Annotated in this window: 14 protein-coding genes, 1 rRNA gene and 1 pseudogene; 5 read left to right on the top strand and 11 right to left on the bottom strand. The window is 73.2% G+C overall.

Features of this window, described 5'->3' with window-relative positions; genetic code table 11:
• Positions 1-84, bottom strand: a 16S ribosomal RNA gene (locus AB0M97_RS28085); the annotation flags it as partial.
• A 633-nt stretch (positions 85-717) separates the two neighbouring features.
• A complete protein-coding gene (locus tag AB0M97_RS28090; protein WP_365963777.1) occupies positions 718-1,680 on the bottom strand; it encodes a helix-turn-helix domain-containing protein in 963 nt (320 codons plus the stop codon).
• A gap of 75 nt (positions 1,681-1,755) precedes the next feature.
• Between AB0M97_RS28090 and AB0M97_RS28095 the strand changes: the two genes are divergently transcribed.
• On the top strand, positions 1,756-2,340 hold the full coding sequence (locus AB0M97_RS28095; RefSeq protein WP_365963778.1) for a cysteine hydrolase family protein: 585 nt from the start codon (positions 1,756-1,758) through the stop codon (positions 2,338-2,340).
• 19 nt (positions 2,341-2,359) lie between these two features.
• On the opposite strand, the gene proC is transcribed toward AB0M97_RS28095, so the two are convergent.
• From proC to AB0M97_RS28110, 3 genes are all read right to left on the bottom strand, one after another.
• Positions 2,360-3,169, bottom strand: coding sequence for a pyrroline-5-carboxylate reductase (gene proC / locus AB0M97_RS28100; protein ID WP_365963779.1), 810 nt, complete (start codon positions 3,167-3,169; stop codon positions 2,360-2,362).
• 110 nt (positions 3,170-3,279) lie between these two features.
• A complete protein-coding gene (locus AB0M97_RS28105; protein ID WP_365963780.1) occupies positions 3,280-4,086 on the bottom strand; it encodes an ABC transporter permease in 807 nt (268 codons plus the stop codon).
• On the bottom strand, positions 4,083-4,871 hold the full coding sequence (locus AB0M97_RS28110; protein WP_365963781.1) for an ABC transporter ATP-binding protein: 789 nt from the start codon (positions 4,869-4,871) through the stop codon (positions 4,083-4,085). Before AB0M97_RS28110 ends, AB0M97_RS28105 begins: the two co-directional genes overlap by 4 nt.
• Before the next feature lie 339 nt (positions 4,872-5,210).
• Here AB0M97_RS28110 and AB0M97_RS28115 point away from each other — a divergent pair.
• A pseudogene (locus AB0M97_RS28115) lies at positions 5,211-5,428 on the top strand (integrase core domain-containing protein); the annotation flags it as partial.
• Here AB0M97_RS28115 and AB0M97_RS28120 read toward each other — a convergent pair.
• A complete protein-coding gene (locus AB0M97_RS28120) occupies positions 5,425-5,727 on the bottom strand; it encodes an SH3 domain-containing protein (protein WP_365963782.1) in 303 nt (100 codons plus the stop codon). The pseudogene AB0M97_RS28115 and the gene AB0M97_RS28120 sit on opposite strands and share 4 nt — an antisense overlap.
• 181 nt (positions 5,728-5,908) lie before the next feature.
• Between AB0M97_RS28120 and AB0M97_RS28125 the strand changes: the two genes are divergently transcribed.
• Positions 5,909-8,014, top strand: a complete 2,106-nt coding sequence (locus AB0M97_RS28125; protein ID WP_365963783.1) for a serine/threonine-protein kinase — start codon at positions 5,909-5,911, stop codon at positions 8,012-8,014.
• Between the two features lie 299 nt (positions 8,015-8,313).
• Here the strand turns inward: AB0M97_RS28125 and ilvD are convergent, their stop codons facing one another.
• The 4 genes from ilvD to AB0M97_RS28145 all read right to left on the bottom strand — a co-directional run bounded on the left by ilvD (position 8,314) and on the right by AB0M97_RS28145 (position 12,957).
• On the bottom strand, positions 8,314-10,167 hold the full coding sequence (gene ilvD, locus AB0M97_RS28130) for a dihydroxy-acid dehydratase (RefSeq protein ID WP_365963784.1): 1,854 nt from the start codon (positions 10,165-10,167) through the stop codon (positions 8,314-8,316).
• 203 nt (positions 10,168-10,370) lie between these two features.
• Positions 10,371-11,015, bottom strand: coding sequence for a TetR family transcriptional regulator (locus tag AB0M97_RS28135; RefSeq protein WP_365963785.1), 645 nt, complete (start codon positions 11,013-11,015; stop codon positions 10,371-10,373).
• Positions 11,012-11,836: a sugar phosphate isomerase/epimerase gene (locus tag AB0M97_RS28140; RefSeq protein WP_365963786.1), complete on the bottom strand. Its 825-nt coding sequence runs from the start codon at positions 11,834-11,836 to the stop codon at positions 11,012-11,014. The genes AB0M97_RS28135 and AB0M97_RS28140 overlap by 4 nt, the downstream gene beginning before the upstream one ends.
• 188 nt (positions 11,837-12,024) lie before the next feature.
• Entirely contained in the window at positions 12,025-12,957 is a 933-nt protein-coding gene (locus AB0M97_RS28145; protein WP_365963787.1) for a Ppx/GppA phosphatase family protein, read from the bottom strand.
• Positions 12,958-13,160: 203 nt separating this feature from the next.
• Here AB0M97_RS28145 and AB0M97_RS28150 point away from each other — a divergent pair, with 203 nt between their 5' ends.
• A complete protein-coding gene (locus tag AB0M97_RS28150; protein WP_365963810.1) occupies positions 13,161-13,946 on the top strand; it encodes a hypothetical protein in 786 nt (261 codons plus the stop codon).
• 32 nt (positions 13,947-13,978) lie between these two features.
• Here the strand turns inward: AB0M97_RS28150 and AB0M97_RS28155 are convergent, their stop codons facing one another.
• Positions 13,979-15,721 (bottom strand): hypothetical protein, encoded by a 1,743-nt coding sequence (locus AB0M97_RS28155; RefSeq protein WP_365963788.1) that lies wholly within the window; start codon positions 15,719-15,721, stop codon positions 13,979-13,981.
• A 240-nt stretch (positions 15,722-15,961) separates the two neighbouring features.
• Here AB0M97_RS28155 and radA point away from each other — a divergent pair, with 240 nt between their 5' ends.
• Positions 15,962-17,371, top strand: coding sequence for a DNA repair protein RadA (gene radA, locus AB0M97_RS28160; protein ID WP_365963789.1), 1,410 nt, complete (start codon positions 15,962-15,964; stop codon positions 17,369-17,371).
• Positions 17,372-17,400: the final 29 nt, after the last annotated feature.

Raw genomic sequence — 17,400 nt, forward strand, 5'->3', positions numbered from 1 at the left:
CACCGAAGTGGTTCATCGTTCGACTTGCATGTGTTAAGCACGCCGCCAGCGTTCGTCCTGAGCCAGGATCAAACTCTCCGTGAATGCTCTACCCGACCATGCTCAAAGAAGAGCCGCCGGTGACACATCACGAGAGCGGAACAGCCAGGCGGAATGAGCCCGGCCGTTCACAGCGTCCTCGCTGTGTATTCTTCAAAGGAACCTCAACCCGATCGGAACCGACCAGGTCGGGGTATCAACATATCTGGCGTTGACTTTTGGCGCGCTGTTGAGTTCTCAAGGAACGGACGCTTCCTTCGTACTCACCCTCTCGGGCTTTCCTCCGGGCGCTTCCCTTCGGTCTTGCGTTTCCGACTCTATCAGATCCTTTTCTCGGTCTGACCCCCAGTCAGCGGGGTTTGCCTTCCCGGCGCTCGCGCCGTTCCGACGAGTGAGACTTTAGCGGATTCCCGGCTTCCGAGCGAATCGGAGCCTTGCGTCCTTTCGAACGCGGATTCCTCATTCCGGTAATACGCATGCCAATGAAATGACGTCAGACGCAGGACGACTGTCGTCGAGTAGTGGTGGTACTTGCGGAATGGCTGTCCGGGGACCGACCGGGGTCGGCGCTCACGTCGGACAACCCGGAGAACAGTACGGAGGGACCCTGAGCGTGTCAACTTCGCTGCGCACGGCACCCTCGCGGCGTAGGGCCGGCGGTGGACGCGGGCTGTCGCGCTATCGGGCGGAGGCCGCGCTGAACGCGGCTCGGTAGGCGCGCGGGCTGGTGGCGAGGCGTGAGGCGAAGTGCTGGCGCATCGTGACCTCGCTGCCGAAGCCGGCACGGCGGGCGACCTCAGGCATGGGGAGGTCGGTGCGTTCGAGGAGTTTCTGCGCCGCGGCGAGGCGCTGGTCGAGGAGCCAGCGCAGCGGGGTGGTGCCGGTCTCGGCGGTGAAGTGCCGGGTGAAGGTGCGCGGGGCCATTCCGGCGCGGGCGGCCAGGTCGGCGACCGTCAGCGGTTCGTGCAGGTGCCGCAGGGCGTGTTCGCGTACGGCGGCGAGGGTGTCGGCGTCGCGGTCCGCGCGGGGGGTGGGGCGCTCGATGAACTGGGCCTGGCTGCCGGTGCGGAAGGGGGCCGTGACCATGGAGCGGGCGATGGTGGCGGCGGCCTCGGCGCCGTGGGCGGTGCGGACGAGGTGCAGGCACAGGTCGATGCCGGCTGCCGTGCCGGCGGCGGTCCACAGGTTGCCGTCCTCGATGAACAGCGCGTCCGGGACGACGGTGACGCCGGGGTGACGGGTGCGCAGGAGGTCCACGAGGTTCCAGTGGGTGATGGCGCGGCGGCCGTCGAGGAGTCCGGCCTGGGCGAGGGTGAAGGCGCCCGCGCAGAGGGCGGCGATGGTGGTGCCGCGCGTGTGGGCCCGGCGCAGGGCGTCGAGGACGGGGGCGGGTGCGGGGGTGAGGTGGTCGTCGAGGCCGGGGACGACGATCAGGTCGGCGCGGTGGAGCCAGGTCAGGGTGCGGTCGGGCAGCAGGGTGAGGCCGCCGCACATCGGGACCGGGGCGGGGTCGGGGGCGACGCGGCGGAGGTCGAAGGCGGGGACGCCGCGGTCGGTGCGGTCGGTGCCCCAGACCTCGGTGACGACGGAGACGTCGAAGGCGCGGATGCCGGGGAAGGCGACGAGCGCCACGCGGTACATGGTCGGCAGTAAATCATCGAACGATGTCTTTTCGCCCTCTGGGGACACCGGGGTCCCGGCGGCAGGATCGTGGGCATGGAGATCGCGGAGAACGCGGCGCTGGTCGTCGTGGACGTACAGCAGGGCTTCGAGAACCTCGGCTTCTGGGGGCCGCGGAACAACCCGGGGGCCGACGGCAACATCGCGGCGCTGATCGACGTATGGCAGTCGTCGGGGCGGCCGGTGGTGTTCGTGCGGCACGACTCGGTGCAGGCGGGGTCGCCGCTGCGGCCCGGGCAGGCGGGCAACGGCTTCAAGGCGTACGTGGAGGAGCGGCGCGGGAAGAGGACCGGGGGTGAGCTGCTGGTGAGGAAGTCGGTGAACTCGGCCTTCTACGGGACGCCGGATCTGGACGCCTGGCTGAAGGCGGCGGGGATCTCGCAGGTCGTGCTGGCCGGGATCCAGACCAACATGTGCGTGGAGACGACCGCGCGGATGGGCGGGAACCTGGGGTACGACGTGGTGGTGGCGTTCGACGCGACGTACACCTTCGGCCTCGAGGGGCCGTTCGGCTGGCGGCTGGGGACGGAGGAGGTGGCGCGGGCGGCGGCGGTGTCTCTGCACGGGGGCGGGTTCGCGCGGGTGGTGAACACGGCGGAGGTCGTGGCTGCGGCGGAGTGACCGCCCCCGGCGGGCGGGGTCAGCTGTTGCCGGTGGCCAGTTCGCGGCTGCGGTCGCGGGCGGCTTCGAGGGCGGCGATGAGGGCGGCCCGTACGCCGTGGTTCTCCAGTTCGCGGATGGCGTTGATGGTGGTGCCCGCGGGGGACGTGACGTTCTCGCGGAGCTTGACCGGGTGCTCGCCGCTGTCGCGGAGCATCGTGGCGGCGCCGATCGCGGACTGGACGATCAGGTCGTGGGCCTTGTCGCGGGGCAGGCCGAGCAGGATGCCGGCGTCCGTCATCGCCTCGACCAGGTAGAAGAAGTACGCCGGTCCCGAGCCGGAGAGGGCCGTGCAGGCGTCCTGCTGCGACTCGGGGACGCGGAGGGTCTTGCCGACGGCGCCGAAGATCTCCTCGGCGTGGGCGAGGTGTTCGTCGGTGGCGTGGCTGCCCGCGGAGATGACGGACATGGCTTCGTCCACCAGGGCCGGGGTGTTCGTCATGACGCGGACCACCGGGGTGCCGGGGGCGAGCCGCTCCTCGAAGAACGAGGTCGGGATGCCGGCGGCGCCGCTGATGATCAGGCGGTCGGCGGGGACGTGCGGGGCGAGTTCGTCGAGGAGGGAGCCCATGTCCTGCGGCTTGACCGTGAGGATCAGGGTGTCGGCGGTCTTGGCGGCCTCGGCGTTGGTGAGGGGGGTGACGCCGTGGCGGGCGCGGAGTTCCTCGGCGCGTTCCGGGCGGCGGGCGGTGACCAGGAGGTCGGCCGGGGCCCAGCCGGCCCGGATCATTCCGCTGAGCAGGGCTTCGCCGATCTTGCCGGTGCCGAGGACTGCGACTTTCTGCGTCATGGTGCGGGGCCCTCCGGGGGTTGCGTCGTCCTGGTTCATCCTCCCATCGGGGGGTGGGGGTGTGCGTGGGTTGTCCGGTGGGCGGGACGCGGTGCGGGTCGGCGTGCGGGCTAGGACGTGCGGCGGCGGAGGGTGGCCGCGCCCAGGCCGAGGACCAGCAGGGCGCAGCCGGCGACGATCAGGACGTCCCGTACGAAGGCCGCCGTCATGTCGGTGTGGCGGAGGACCTCGTTCATGCCGTCGACCGCGTAGGACATGGGGAGGGCGTCGGAGATGGCCTCCAGGGCCGGGTGCATCTTGTCGCGCGGGGTGAACAGGCCGCAGAGGAGGAGCTGGGGGAAGATCACCGCCGGCATGAACTGCACCGCCTGGAATTCGGAGGCCGCGAAGGCCGAGACGAAGAGGCCGAGGGCCGTACCGAGCAGGGCGTCGAGCAGCGCCACCAGGAGCAGCAGCCAGGGGCTGCCGGTGACGTCGAGGCCCAGGAACCAGACCGCGAGGCCGGTGGCGAGGGCGGACTGGACGATGGCGAGCGTGCCGAAGGCGAGGGCGTAGCCCGCGATGAGGTCGCCCTTGCCGAGGGGCAGGGCGAGGAGGCGTTCGAGGGTGCCGGAGGTGCGTTCGCGCAGGGTGGCGATGGACGTCACCAGGAACATCGTGATCAGCGGGAAGATGCCGAGCAGTGAGGCGCCGATGCTGTCGAAGGTGCGGGGGCTGCCGTCGAAGACGTAGCGCAGCAGGAGCAGCATCACGCAGGGGATCAGGATCAGCAGCGCGATGGTGCGCGGGTCGTGGCGGAGCTGGCGCAGGACGCGGGCGGCGGTGGCCGTGGTGCGGGAGGCGTTCAGGGCGCGGGGGGTTGCGGCAGGGGGCGCGCCGGGGTGCGTGGGGGGCGTGGTCGTGTGCGGGGTGGTCATCGGGTGCGCTCCTTGTCGCGGTCCGCCGCGGTCGCCTCGTCCACGAGGTGGAGGAAGGCGGCCTCGACGGTGTCGGTGCCGGTACGGGTGCGCAGGGCGTCCGGGGTGTCCTCGGCGAGGATCTCGCCCTCGCGCATGAGCATCAGGCGGTGGCAGCGCTCGGCCTCGTCCATCACGTGCGAGGAGACGAGGAGAGTGGCGCCGCGGTCGGCGGCGATCCGGTGGAAGAGGTTCCACAGGTCGCGGCGCAGGACGGGGTCGAGGCCGACGGTGGGTTCGTCCAGGACGAGCAGTTCGGGCGTGCCGAGGAGAGCCACGGCGAGGGAGACGCGGTTGCGCTGGCCGCCGGAGAGGTTGCCGGCGAGGGCGTCGGCGTGGGTGGTGAGGTCGACGTCGGCGATGGCGCGGGTGACGTTCTCCCGGCGGCGTTCGGCTGCGGCGCGGCCGGGGTCGAGAATCGCGGCGAAGTAGTCCAGGTTCTGGCGCACGGTGAGGTCGTCGTAGACGGACGGGGACTGGGTGACGTAGCCGACGCGGGTGCGCAGGGTGGGGTGGCCGGCCGGGTGGCCGAGGACGTCGAGGGTGCCGGTGACGTTGGCCTGGGTGCCGACGATGGCGCGCATCAGGGTGGATTTGCCGCAGCCGGAAGGGCCGAGGAGGCCGGTGATCCGGGCGCGGGGGACGGTGAAGTCGAGGGTGTGGAGGACGGTGCGGGGGCCCCGGGTGACGGTGAGGTTGGTGGCTCGGATGGCTGGGGGGTCGGGGGCGGGGGTGTAATTCATCATGTGATGAATAATGCTGCTGGGGGTGCGGGGGCGTCAAGGAGGGGGGTGCGGAAGGGGGTGTATCGAGCGCGGGCCGGCAGGGCCGGGGTCAGGGGGATGCCCAGCCCGGTGTCGGCGGGGCGCCGCCTGCGCCCACCCGTGCCGCCCCCGGCGGCGCGCATGCCCGCAGCTCGCCGGAGGGCCGGGGGTCAGGGGGACGCGCAGCCCGGCGTCGGCGGGGCCGGGCGGGTGCGTTCGCCGGGCTCACGCGGTCGTTATCGCTCCTGACGCCCCCGGAGCCGGGGCGGGAATCTGGCCTGTCGCTCGGGTCGGGCCGGCCTCGGCGCGGCCGGCAAGCTCACCCGCGCCTACCGGCCGCAGACCAACGGCAAGGTCGAACGCTTCCACCGCACCCTGCTCGACGAATGGGCCTACCTGCGGCCCTACACCAGCAACACCGAACGCACCCGGGCCCTGGCAGACTTCCTGCACACCTACAACCATCACCGCAGCCACACCGCACTCGGCGGCCACCCACCGATCACCCGTGGAACAACGCTGCGGCTCAATACACCTAGGCGCAGCGTGGGCGGATGTAGCCGTCGCTGCCTGTGTTGACGTACGCGTCCGAGACGAACTGGCCGTTGGCGATGTTGTCCCAGATGTTCGTCGTGCCGTACGGGCCGGTGATCCAGGTGCCCGGGGACTGGCAGTTGATGGCGACCCGGGTGCCCTCGGGCAGGACCTTGATGATCGAGTAATTCGTGCCGGGGCCGCTGCGGACGTTGACGCGGTAGCCCGGGGCTGTCGAGTAATAGCGGGTCGTCGCGGACTCCGCCTGGCCGTCCTCGGCCGCTTCGGCATGGTCGACGGACATGAAGAAACCTCCCCCGTTGCACCCCATGACGTCCATGGGGTCGCTTTGATACCCCCGAATCACGCCATGGACGCATGTGCGCGACTCGCACCGGGAGGCTAGCAACCCCCCTCTGCCCCGAACGAGTCATCGACTAGGCTCCGAGCGTCGCGCGCGCGGACGGAAGCACGGGGGTGGTCCCATGGCGCCACAGCAGAACGCCGGAGCGGGCGCGGAAGCGGAACTTCCGGAATACGCCGGTCACTACAGCCTCGAATCCCGTCTGGGGTCGGGCGGCATGGGTGTCGTGCATCTGGCGCGCAGCACCTCAGGGATGAAGCTCGCGGTGAAGGTCGTGCATGCCGAGTTCGCGCGGGACCCCGAGTTCAGGGGCCGTTTCCGGCAGGAGGTGGCCGCTGCGCGAAGGGTGAGCGGCGCCTTCACCGCACCCGTGGTGGACGCCGATCCGGAGGCCGCGCGACCATGGATGGCGACGCTGTTCATCCCCGGCCCGACCCTCGCCGAACACGTGAAGCGGAACGGTCCGATGGACGCCTCCCCACTGCGCCGGCTGATGGCCGGACTGGCCGAGGCGCTGCGGGACATCCACCGGGTCGGGGTGGTGCACCGGGATCTCAAACCGAGCAACGTCCTGCTCGCCGAGGACGGCCCCAAGGTCATCGACTTCGGCATTTCCCGGCCAAAGGACAGTGAACTGCGGACCGAGACGGGGAAGTTGATCGGCACGCCGCCGTTCATGGCCCCGGAGCAGTTCCGGCGCCCGCGCGAGGTGGGGCCCGCCGCCGACGTCTTCGCCCTGGGCTCGGTGCTGGTGCACGCGGCGACCGGGCGGGGGCCCTTCGACTCCGACAGTCCCTACGTCGTCGCCTACCAAGTCGTGCACGACGAGCCCGACTTGAGCGGCGTACCGGACGAACTGGCCCCGCTGGTGCTGCGCTGCCTCGCCAAGGAGCCCGACGAGCGGCCCACACCGGACGAGTTGATGCGTGAGCTGCGGTCGGTGGCGGCGTCGTACGACACGCAGGCGTTCATACCGGCTCAGCGCACCGGGGAGGGCGCGACGCTGCCGCGGCCTCGCGCCGGCCGGACCGCGCCCGGCGCCGCACGCCCGCCCCGCAAGCGCGCCGCGCTGCTGGCCGCCGCGGCGCTGGCCCTCGTGACGGGCACGGGCACCGCCTACCTGCTGCTGGACGACGCCTCCCCGGAGCCGCGGCGGATCCCCGCGGGCGTCTCCGCCCCGGCGGGGGACTTTCACCCCTGGACGGCCGCGCCGGCGTCGGGCGAGCCCGGCATGCACCGGTGCGCGTACGGGGCGAAGCGTCTGGTGTGCGTGCGTCCGGGGCGGATCAGCGCGCTCGATCCGGCCGACGGGCGGGTGCTGTGGCGGCGTGCCCTCGAAGGTGCCGACGGTCCCCTGGAGGCGCCGGTCTTCTCCGGTGGGCGCGTGCACGTGCGGACCCACTCGGGGGCGTATCTGGAGGCCGTCGACCCGGCGTCCGGCAAGCGGGCCTGGCGGCTGGACGTCTCCGGCTACCGGGCTTCCCGGCACGCGGGCGACATGCTGCTGCTGACCGCTCCCGACGGGCGGGTCACGGGCGTGGACGGCGCGTCGGGCACGTCCCGGTGGACCCGGCGGATCGCGGACGTGCCCAGTCCGTACTTCGCCTCGTTCGACGGCGGCCCCTACGCCCTGTCGACCGGCCCCGCGGACGGCGGTGCGCGGACCCGGGTCACGGCCGTGGACCCGGACACGGGTGACGTGCGCTGGGACGTGCGGCTGGAGGGCGAGCTGACCCCGGCCGGCTTCGCGGACGGCAGCGTCGTCCTCCTGGCGGGCGGCGGCAACTACGGGGAAGTCGGCGGCGTGGTCCGCTACGACCCGGGGTCCGGCACCTCACGGCGCGTGGCCCTGCGCGTCCCGCTGGAGCAGGCGCAGGCCACGGTGCGGGGGGATCTCGTCTGCCTGCTGGGCCTGGGCGGTTCCCTGACGGTGGTCGACACCGGTACGGGCACGCAGCGGTGGTCGCTGGAGACCTCGGTGAGCCGGGGGTCGCCGCCCGTCACCGACGGACGGCACGTGTACTTCACCGGCGCCGACGGGCGCCTGCTCGCCGTGGACACCGCGGGCGGGCGCCTCCTCGGCCAGACCCGGGCCCGCCTGGGCGGCGACGCGGACCGGCTGGCCGCCGCGCTGCCCGCGCCCCGCCTGGCCGGCCCGGCTGTCTACGCCACCGCCCCCGACGGCACGGTCTTCGCCGTCGACGGACGCCGACCGGCGGACTGGTAGCGCCCCCGGCCCTCGGGCTCGTGAGGTCCCGGTCCTCGGATCCGGTAGGACTCGGTCCCTCGGCTCGTAGGGCTCGGTCTCCTGGCTCATTGGGTCCCGGTCCCTGCACCTCGCAAGGTCCCGTCCGTGGGCTCGCAGGCTCCGGTCCCCGGCCTCGTAGCGCCCCGGCCCCTGGACTCGTAGCGCCCACCGGACCGGACGCGGAAGGGCCGCCCCCGTGCGGAGGCGGCCCTACGAGAGGTACGCGGGAGGCCGTCGGCCCAGCACGGCCCGGGCGTCAGCCCAGCACCGCCGGAACATCAGCCCAGCATCGTCACGTCCCGCACCGCACCCTTGTCCGCGCTCGTGGCCATCGCCGCATAGGCGCGCAGGGCCGCCGAGACCTTGCGGTCGCGGTTCTTCGGCGCGTACACGCCGTTCAGCGCCTGCCCGCGGCGGGCCAGTTCCGCGTCGTCGACCAGGAGGTCGATCGAGCGGTTCGGGATGTCGATGCGGATCCGGTCGCCGTCCTCGACCAGCGCGATCGTGCCGCCCGAGGCCGCCTCCGGGGAGGCGTGCCCGATGGACAGGCCGGACGTGCCGCCGGAGAAGCGGCCGTCGGTGATCAGGGCGCAGGCCTTACCGAGGCCGCGGCTCTTGAGGTACGACGTCGGGTAGAGCATCTCCTGCATGCCGGGGCCGCCCTTGGGGCCCTCGTAGCGGATGACGACGACGTCGCCCTCCTTGACCTGCTTGGTGAGGATCTTCTCGACGGCCTCGTCCTGCGACTCGCAGACGACGGCCGGGCCCTCGAAGGTCCAGATGGACTCGTCCACGCCGGCCGTCTTCACGACGCAGCCGTCGACCGCGAGGTTGCCGCGCAGCACCGCGAGGCCGCCGTCCTTGGAGTACGCGTGCTCGGCGGAGCGGATGCAGCCGCCCTCGGCGTCCTCGTCCAGGGTCTCCCAGCGCTCGGACTGCGAGAAGGCCTCGGCGGAGCGGACGCAGCCGGGGGCCGCGTGCCACAGCTCGACCGCCTCGGGCGACGGGGAGCCGCCGCGGATGTCCCAGGTCTTCAGCCAGTCGGCGAGGGACGGGCTGTGGACCGAGTGGACGTCCTCGTTGAGCAGCCCGGCGCGGTGCAGCTCGCCGAGCAGGGCCGGGATGCCGCCCGCGCGGTGCACGTCCTCCATGTAGTACGTACGCGTCTTGGCGACGTTCGGGGCGACCTTCGCCAGGCACGGCACGCGGCGCGACAGCGCGTCGATCTCGGTGAGGCCGAACGGCACCTCCGCCTCCTGGGCGGCGGCCAGCAGGTGCAGGATCGTGTTGGTGGAGCCGCCCATCGCGATGTCGAGGGCCATGGCGTTCTCGAAGGCCGCGACGGTGGCGATGCCGCGGGGCAGGACCGAGTCGTCGTCCTGCTCGTAGTAGCGGCGGGTGAGGTCCATGACCGTGTGGGCCGCGCGCACGTACAGCTGCCGACGGGCGGTGTGGGTGGCGAGGACCGAGCCGTTGCCGGGCAGGGAGAGGCCGATCGCCTCCGTCAGGCAGTTCATCGAGTTGGCGGTGAACATGCCGGAGCAGGAGCCGCAGGTCGGGCAGGCGTTCTCCTCGATGCGCAGCACGTCCGCGTCGGAGACCTTGTCGTTGGCCGCCTCGACCATCGCGTCGATCAGGTCCAGCGTGCGGACCGTGCCGTCGACCAGGGTGGTCCGGCCGGCCTCCATCGGGCCGCCGGAGACGAAGACGGTGGGGATGTTCAGGCGCAGAGCCGCGTTGAGCATGCCCGGGGTGATCTTGTCGCAGTTGGAGATGCAGATCAGGGCGTCCGCGCGGTGCGCCTCGACCATGTACTCCACGCTGTCCGCGATCAGGTCGCGGGAGGGCAGGGAGTAGAGCATGCCGCCGTGGCCCATGGCGATGCCGTCGTCCACGGCGATGGTGTTGAACTCGCGCGGGATGCCGCCCGCCTCGACGACCGCCTCGCTGACGATGCGGCCGACCGGCGCCAGGTGGGTGTGGCCGGGCACGAACTCGGTGAAGCTGTTGGCGACCGCGATGATCGGCTTGCGGCCGATGTCCGCACCGGGTACACCGGAGGCGCGCATCAGGGCGCGGGCGCCCGCCATGTTGCGGCCGTGGGTGACTGTGCGGGACCTCAGCTCGGGCATCCTCGCTCGCTCCTTCGGAGAGTGGTGACTCCCGTCGAGCGTACGCCCGTCTTCCAGGGAGCGGACAGGGTGTCCGGATCCCGGGACGTATGTCTCATGGGCACGAGTCTTCGATGCCTCACCGGTACGGGTCTTCGACGTCTTGCCCGTACGGTCTTCGCCGGATCCGCGCGCCCCGGCTCAGCAGCCGCCCGGCTCGCGGCTCAGCGCCCGGTCAGATGCCCCTGCACCACCGGGGCCACCCGGGAGACAATCTGCTCCGGGTCCGCCGTGGCCAGCGGTTCGATCCTGATCACGTACCGGATCATGGCGACGCCGACGAGCTGCGCGGCGGCGAGTTCGGCGCGCAGTTCCGCGTCCGGCAGGTCGAGCTGGGCGGCGACGCGGCGCAGCAGCTGGGTGGAGATCAGGCGGCGGAAGACGGCCGCCGCGGCCTCGTTGTTGACGGCCGAGCGGACGATCGCCAGCAGCGGGGACCGGGTCGCCGGGTTCTCCCACAGCCCGAAGAACATGCGGGTCAGGCGCTCGCCGACGCCGTCCAGCGGCCCTTCGAGGACCTCGTCGCGGACCTTCAGGGCGGGCGCGAAGGCCACCTCGACGGCCGCCTCGAAGACCTGTTCCTTGGTACCGAAGTAGTGATGCACGAGCGCCGAGTCGACGCCCGCCGCCTTGGCGATGCCGCGCACCGACGTCTTTTCGTAGCCGCGCTCGGAGAACTCCTCGCGGGCCGCGGTGAGGATGCGGCCCCGGGTGTCGCCGGATTCCGTACGCGGCGGGCGTCCCCGGCGCCGGCCGGGCACCGCGTCCGCCCCGGGGGCGTCGCCGGTGGCCCGCTGGGCGCCGGTCATCGCCGCGGCACCCGCGCCGCCGACGCGAGGTGCTGCCGGGCGAACGCCAGCGCCTCGGCGAGGTCGGCCTCCCGCTCGGCGCTCGACATGGCGCGGCGGGTGTTGACCTCGATGACGATGTGGCCGTCGAAGCCGTTCAGGGCCAGGCGTTCCAGCACCTCGGCGCAGGGCTGGGTGCCGCGGCCCGGGACGAGGTGCTCGTCCTTGGCGGAGCCCCTGCCGTCGGCGAGGTGGACGTGGCCGAGCCGGTCGCCCATCCGGTCGATCATCCCGACGGCGTCGGAGCGCGCGGTGGCGGTGTGGCTGAGATCGATCGTGAAGTGCCGGTAGTCGTCCTTGGTGACGTCCCAGTCGGGGGCGTAGGCCAGCATCTCGCGGTCGCGGTAGCGCCACGGGTACATGTTCTCGACGGCGAAGCGCACGTCGGTCTCGTTCGCCATCCGCCAGATGCCGGCCACGAAGTCACGCGCGTACTGCCGCTGCCAGCGGAACGGCGGGTGCACGACGACGGTGCTCGCGCCGAGCTTCTCGGCCGCGGTCCGGGCCCGCTGGAGCTTGGTCCACGGGTCCGTGGACCACACGCGCTGCGTGATGAGCAGGCAGGGTGCGTGCACGGCGAGGACGGGCATGCGGTGGTAGTCGCTGAGTCTGCGCAGCGCCTCGATGTCCTGGCTGACCGGGTCGGTCCACACCATGACCTCGACTCCGTCGTACCCGAGGCGGGCGGCGATCTCGAAGGCCGTCGCCGTCGACTCCGGATACACGGAGGCCGTGGACAGGGCGACCTTCGCATCCGGGACGCGCACGACTGGCTCTGCCATGGTGGACAGATTACGGGGTGCGGTGCCGCGGGTGCGGGGCGCCTCTTCGCCGTTGTGGGGTTCGCCACGGGCCTCTTGGCCGTTGCGGTGCGCGCGGGCCGCTTCGCCGTCGTGGCGTTCGCCGCGGGCGGGCCGCGGTGGTCCGGTCGGCCCCGGCCGGCCGCGCGGTCGCCCGCGTCCCCGTGGCGTCACACCGACCCCATGTGGTCGAGGCGCCGCAGGATGACGCCCTCCCTGAGGGCCCACGGGCAGATCTCCACCGTCTCCACGCCGAGCAGGTCCATCGCGCCCTCGGCGACCAGCGCGCCCGCGAGCAGCTGGCCCGCCCTGCCCTCCGAGACGCCCGGGAGCTCGGCGCGCTCGGCGGTGGTCATGCCGGCCAGACGCGGCACCCAGGCCTCCACGGACTGCCGCTTCAGCTCGCGCTGCACGTACAGGCCCTCGGCGGAGCGTGCGGCGCCGGCGATGCGGGCCAGTTGCCTGAACGTCTTGGACGTCGCCACGACGTGGTCGGGCGCGCCGAAGCGGGCGATCTCCCCGACGGTACGGGCGATCTGCGCGCGGACGTGGCGGCGCAGCGCGCGGACGTCCTCCGGGGCGGGCGGGTCGCCGGGCAGCCAGCCGGCGGTCAGGCGGCCCGCGCCGAGCGGCAGCGAGACGGCGGCGTCGGGCTCCTCGTCGATGCCGTACGCGATCTCCAGGGAGCCGCCGCCGATGTCCAGGACGAGGAGCTTCCCGGCCGACCAGCCGAACCAGCGGCGCACGGCGAGGAAGGTGAGCCGGGCCTCCTCGGCGCCGGTGAGCACGGTGAGTTCGACGCCGGTCTCGGCACGCACCCGTGCGAGCACGTCGTCCGCGTTGCGGGCCTCGCGCACGGCGGAGGTGGCGAACGGCAGCAGGTCCTCGACGCCCTTGTCCTCGGCGGCCTCCAGGGCCCTGCGGACGACCGTGACCAGCTTGTCGACCCCCTCGGGGCCTATCGCCCCGTCGCCGTCGAGGAGCTGGGCGAGGCGCAGATCCGCCTTGTGCGAATGGGCGGGGAGCGGGCGCGCGCCCGGGTGCGCGTCCACCACCAGCAGATGCACCGTGTTCGATCCCACGTCGAGGACACCGAGTCTCATGTACGGAACGCTACTGCCCGCCGCGCGGCCCGCTGCCCCCGCGTGGGGGGCGGGAGCGGTCCCGCCGGGGGCCCCGGGCGACTTACCCTGGTCGAGTGCCAAAGACGAACAAGGCGAAGAACGGCAAGCCAGACAAGAGCGGCAAGAGCCACAAGAAGGACAGGGTGGCCGGGAGGGCCGGTTCGGCCACGGATTCTTCGCAAGTGACCGCGCCGGGAGCGGGTCTTCAGGCCCCGGTGGGCGACGAGAAGGGGCTCGACTTCGCGCGCGCGTGGGTGGAGTTCCCCGATCCGGCGGACGACGAGCAGGTCTTCCGCTGCGATCTGACATGGCTGACCTCTCGCTGGAGCTGCGTCTTCGGGAGCGGCTGCCAGGGCATCCAGGCGGGCCGCGCGGACGACGGGTGCTGCACGCTGGGCGCCCACTTCTCCGACGAGGACGACGAACAGAGGGTCGCCGGGCACGTGGCGAGGCTCACACCGGACATCTGGCAGAACCACGCCGAGGGCCTGCGCGGCGGCTGGACCACCGAGGACGACGAGGGCTCCCGGCAGACCCGCCCGTTCCAGGGCTCGTGCATCTTCCAGAACCGGCCCGGGTTCTCCGGCGGCGCGGGCTGCTCGCTGCACATCCTGGCGCTGCGGGAGGGCCGCGAGCCGCTGGAGACCAAGCCGGACGTGTGCTGGCAGCTGCCGGTGCGGCGGACGTACGACTGGATCGACCGGCCCGACGACACGCGCGTGCTGCAGGTGTCGATCGGCGAGTACGACCGGCGCGGCTGGGGTCCCGGCGGCCACGACCTGCACTGGTGGTGCACGTCGGCGACCTCCGCGCACGGCGCGGGCGAACCGGTGTACGTCTCCTACCGGGCGGAGCTGACCGAGCTGATGGGCAAGGCCGGCTACGACCGGCTGGCCGAGCTGTGCGAGCAGCGCCTGGCCTCGCGGCTGCCCCTGCTGGCACCGCACCCGGCCGATCCGGTCGACTGACCCGGACCCGCGCCGGCCGCGCCGGCCGCACGCTACGACGTCGACGGGCTCGGGTCGCCGCCGCCGCTCGGCGGGGGTGAGGAGCCGCCCGGGTCGGACGGCGACGGCTCGCTCGCGGACGGGTCCGGGGGCGGTGACGACGGCGGGTCGGCCGGCTCGCTCGGCGTGGGCTCCGAGGGGGCCGGGTCGCTGGGCGTCGGGTCCCGCGGGCTCGGCGGCGGGTCGCCGGGACCGCTCGGCCTCGGGGCGGGCCGCGGGTCGGACGGGCCGGGCGCGGTGCCGTAGCCCTCGATGGAGACGACGGAGCCCGCGGGGGCGATGGCGACGCGCGCGCTCCAGTACCCGGACGGCTCCCGCAGATGGTCGACGTACACCTTGACCGTCAGCGTCTCGCCGGGGTTCAGGGTGCCCGACGACTGGCTCAGGTACAGCCAGGAGGCGCCGGTGGACGCCGACCAGCGCACCGGCGCCGAGCCGGTCGCGGTGAGGGTGATCAGCGTGGTGTCGCCGCGGTGCCCGGCCACCACCTCCAGGGCCGCCGCGCCCTTGCCGCCGCCGGCGACGCTGACGACCTCCACGGAGACGCCGGGGCCGCCGCTGTGCCCGAACCGGCCACCGGGGCTGGTGCTGGCGTTGCCGGCGTTCTCGTAGCCGCCCGCCGCCTCCCCGTCGAGCGCGTCCGGGCCGTGCGCCTCGCGCGCGCCGGCCGCGTGGCCGTCGGCCTCGCCGATCGGCGTGCCGCGGTAGGCCGCCCACAGGGCGAACACGGGCGCGGCGACGACGGTGGCCACGACGGTCGTGGTGACGGCACGCGTGCGCAGCCGGTCCCTGCGGGCGGCACGGTCGCGCGGGTCCATCGGGAAGCCGCGCCGGTCGAAGCGCGGGGCGTGCCCACGCGTGCGCGTGGCGTGCGCCATGGCGGTGAGCAGGGCGGCGCGGGGCGCGGCCAGCACGGGCAGTTCGGCGGGCGTGACGGCCGTGCCCGGCCAGCGGCCGGGGATGGCCCGCTCGGCGGTACGGCGGCAGCGCGGGCAGTCGTCCACGTGCCGGACGAGTTCGCGGCGCAGCGCCGGGCTGAGGACGAGCTGGTTGTCGCCCGTGAGGTGGGCCACGCTCGGGCAGGCGCCGGTCTCCACGACGGCGAGGGCCGCGCGCGTGCGCTCGACCTCGCAGGCGGCGGAGGCGAGGAGCTCCTTGGCGGCGGCCGGTTCCATGCCGACGACGGCGGCGACCTCGTGCGGGGCGAGGTGGTGGCGCACGGCGAGTTCGAGCGCCTCGCGCTGCTCCGGGGTGATCCCGGCGGCCTCGGGCCAGGCCAGCAGGGCGAGTTCGCGGCGGCGCTGCTCCTGGACGTCCTCCGGAACGGCCGGTCCGGCGGGTCCGGCGGGACCGGCGGACCGTTCCGTCCGCGGCCGGCCGGCGCCGGAGCGGCCCACCGCGTGGCTGCCCGGACGTTTCTGCTGGGCCGCGGCGAGCTTGCGCAGGCACGCCCAGCGGGCCAGGGCGTACAGCCAGGCGCGGCGGTCGCCGGCCGACTCCGGGAGGTGCCGGCCGCGCCGCTCGGCGAGCGCGAGGACGTCGCCGAGGGCGGCGGTGGCCGCGTCGTGGTCGCACAGCACGGACAGGCAGTAGGTGAACAGGCCGTCGAGGTACGGCTCGTAGCGAGCGGGCGGCCGTTCCGCCAGCGTGCGGGCCGCCGCGCGGTCGCGCGCCTCCCGGCGCGCCCGGTGCGCGCCGGTCGTGCGGGTCGGGGTCTGCGGACTGCTGCTCATCATCCGGCGACCGTAGGCGCCGCCGGACGGCCCCTTCTCCCACCTTGAGCACTTTTAATCCGTACGGGTGAAACGATCCCTCATAAGGGGAGGGTGACCGTTTGTTCGAGGATGCGTTCGCGCCGCGGTGGCCGATTCGCGGGGGGTGGCGGGTGGGCGTCGACGGGGGGCCGGGGGCGGCCGTTGCCGGTGCCGGTGGGCATCGGGCGGCCCGTTGTCGGTGGCGGCGGCTACGGTTCACCCATGGCTGCCCGCACGAAGACCACCAAGGACCGGCCGTCCTACCGCTGCACCGAGTGCGGCTGGCAGACGGCCAAGTGGCTCGGTCGCTGCCCCGAATGCCAGGCCTGGGGCACGATCGACGAGTACGGCACGCCCGCGGTCCGTACCACGGCGCCGGGCCGCGTCACCACGTCCGCGCTGCCCATCGGCCAGGTCGACGGCAGACAGGCCACGGCCCGCTCCACCGGGGTGCCCGAGCTGGACCGGGTGCTCGGCGGCGGTCTGGTGCCCGGCGCGGTGGTGCTCGTCGCGGGCGAGCCGGGCGTCGGCAAGTCGACGCTGCTGCTCGACGTGGCGGCCAAGTCGGCCAGCGAGGAACACCGGACGCTCTATGTGACGGGCGAGGAGTCGGCGAGCCAGGTCCGGTTGCGCGCCGACCGCATCAAGGCCATCGACGACCACCTGTATCTCGCGGCCGAGACCGACCTCGCGGCCGTGCTCGGCCACCTGGACGCGGTCAAGCCGTCGCTGCTGATCCTGGACTCGGTGCAGACGGTCGCCTCCCCGGAGATCGACGGCGCACCCGGCGGCATGGCCCAGGTGCGGGAGGTGGCGGGGGCGCTCATCCGGGCGTCCAAGGACCGCGGCATGTCGACCCTGCTCGTGGGCCACGTCACCAAGGACGGCACGATCGCGGGCCCGCGCCTGCTGGAGCACCTCGTGGACGTCGTGCTGCACTTCGAGGGCGACCGCCACGCCCGCCTGCGTCTCGTACGCGGCGTCAAGAACCGCTATGGCACGACGGACGAGGTCGGCTGCTTCGAGCTGCACGACGAGGGCATCACGGGCCTGACCGACCCGAGCGGCCTGTTCCTGACCCGCCGGGCCGAGCCCGTGCCCGGCACCTGCCTGACCGTCACCCTGGAGGGCCGCCGCCCGCTGGTCGCCGAGGTCCAGGCGCTCACGGTCGACTCGCAGATCCCCTCCCCGCGCCGTACGACGTCCGGCCTGGAGACCTCCCGCGTGTCGATGATGCTCGCCGTGCTGGAACAGCGCGGCCGGATCAGCGCCTTGGGCAAACGGGACATCTACTCCGCGACGGTCGGCGGTGTGAAGCTGTCCGAGCCGGCCGCCGACCTGGCCGTCGCCCTCGCCCTGGCGTCGGCGGCGAGCGACACCCCGCTGCCGAAGAACCTCGTCGCGATCGGCGAGGTCGGCCTCGCGGGCGAGGTGAGACGCGTCACGGGCGTGCAGCGCAGGCTCGCGGAAGCGCACCGCCTGGGCTTCACACACGCCCTGGTACCGGGCGATCCGGGGAAGATCCCGGCCGGTATGAAGGTCCTGGAAGTCGCGGACATAGGGGACGCCCTGCGGGTCCTTCCGCGTTCCCGTCGGCGAGAGGCCCCCCGGGAGGAGACCGACCGCCGGTAGACTTTGCCCTGGTCTCGCCCGTCCGTGCG

The organism is Streptomyces sp. NPDC051207, assembly GCF_040682395.1.
Lineage (GTDB): Bacteria > Actinomycetota > Actinomycetes > Streptomycetales > Streptomycetaceae > Streptomyces.

Excerpts from the sequence above, each read along its gene's own strand:
- AB0M97_RS28105 (WP_365963780.1), bottom strand. The coding sequence starts at position 4,086 with ATGACCACCCCGCACACGACCACGCCCCCCACGCACCCCGGCGCGCCC.
- AB0M97_RS28110 (WP_365963781.1), bottom strand. The coding sequence starts at position 4,871 with ATGATGAATTACACCCCCGCCCCCGACCCCCCAGCCATCCGAGCCACC.
- AB0M97_RS28135 (WP_365963785.1), bottom strand. The coding sequence starts at position 11,015 with ATGACCGGCGCCCAGCGGGCCACCGGCGACGCCCCCGGGGCGGACGCG.
- AB0M97_RS28090 (WP_365963777.1), bottom strand. The coding sequence starts at position 1,680 with ATGTACCGCGTGGCGCTCGTCGCCTTCCCCGGCATCCGCGCCTTCGAC.
- AB0M97_RS28095 (WP_365963778.1), top strand. The coding sequence starts at position 1,756 with ATGGAGATCGCGGAGAACGCGGCGCTGGTCGTCGTGGACGTACAGCAG.
- radA (WP_365963789.1), top strand. The coding sequence starts at position 15,962 with ATGGCTGCCCGCACGAAGACCACCAAGGACCGGCCGTCCTACCGCTGC.
- AB0M97_RS28155 (WP_365963788.1), bottom strand. The coding sequence starts at position 15,721 with ATGATGAGCAGCAGTCCGCAGACCCCGACCCGCACGACCGGCGCGCAC.
- proC (WP_365963779.1), bottom strand. The coding sequence starts at position 3,169 with ATGACGCAGAAAGTCGCAGTCCTCGGCACCGGCAAGATCGGCGAAGCC.
- AB0M97_RS28145 (WP_365963787.1), bottom strand. The coding sequence starts at position 12,957 with ATGAGACTCGGTGTCCTCGACGTGGGATCGAACACGGTGCATCTGCTG.
- AB0M97_RS28125 (WP_365963783.1), top strand. The coding sequence starts at position 5,909 with ATGGCGCCACAGCAGAACGCCGGAGCGGGCGCGGAAGCGGAACTTCCG.
- AB0M97_RS28120 (WP_365963782.1), bottom strand. The coding sequence starts at position 5,727 with ATGTCCGTCGACCATGCCGAAGCGGCCGAGGACGGCCAGGCGGAGTCC.
- ilvD (WP_365963784.1), bottom strand. The coding sequence starts at position 10,167 with ATGCCCGAGCTGAGGTCCCGCACAGTCACCCACGGCCGCAACATGGCG.
- AB0M97_RS28140 (WP_365963786.1), bottom strand. The coding sequence starts at position 11,836 with ATGGCAGAGCCAGTCGTGCGCGTCCCGGATGCGAAGGTCGCCCTGTCC.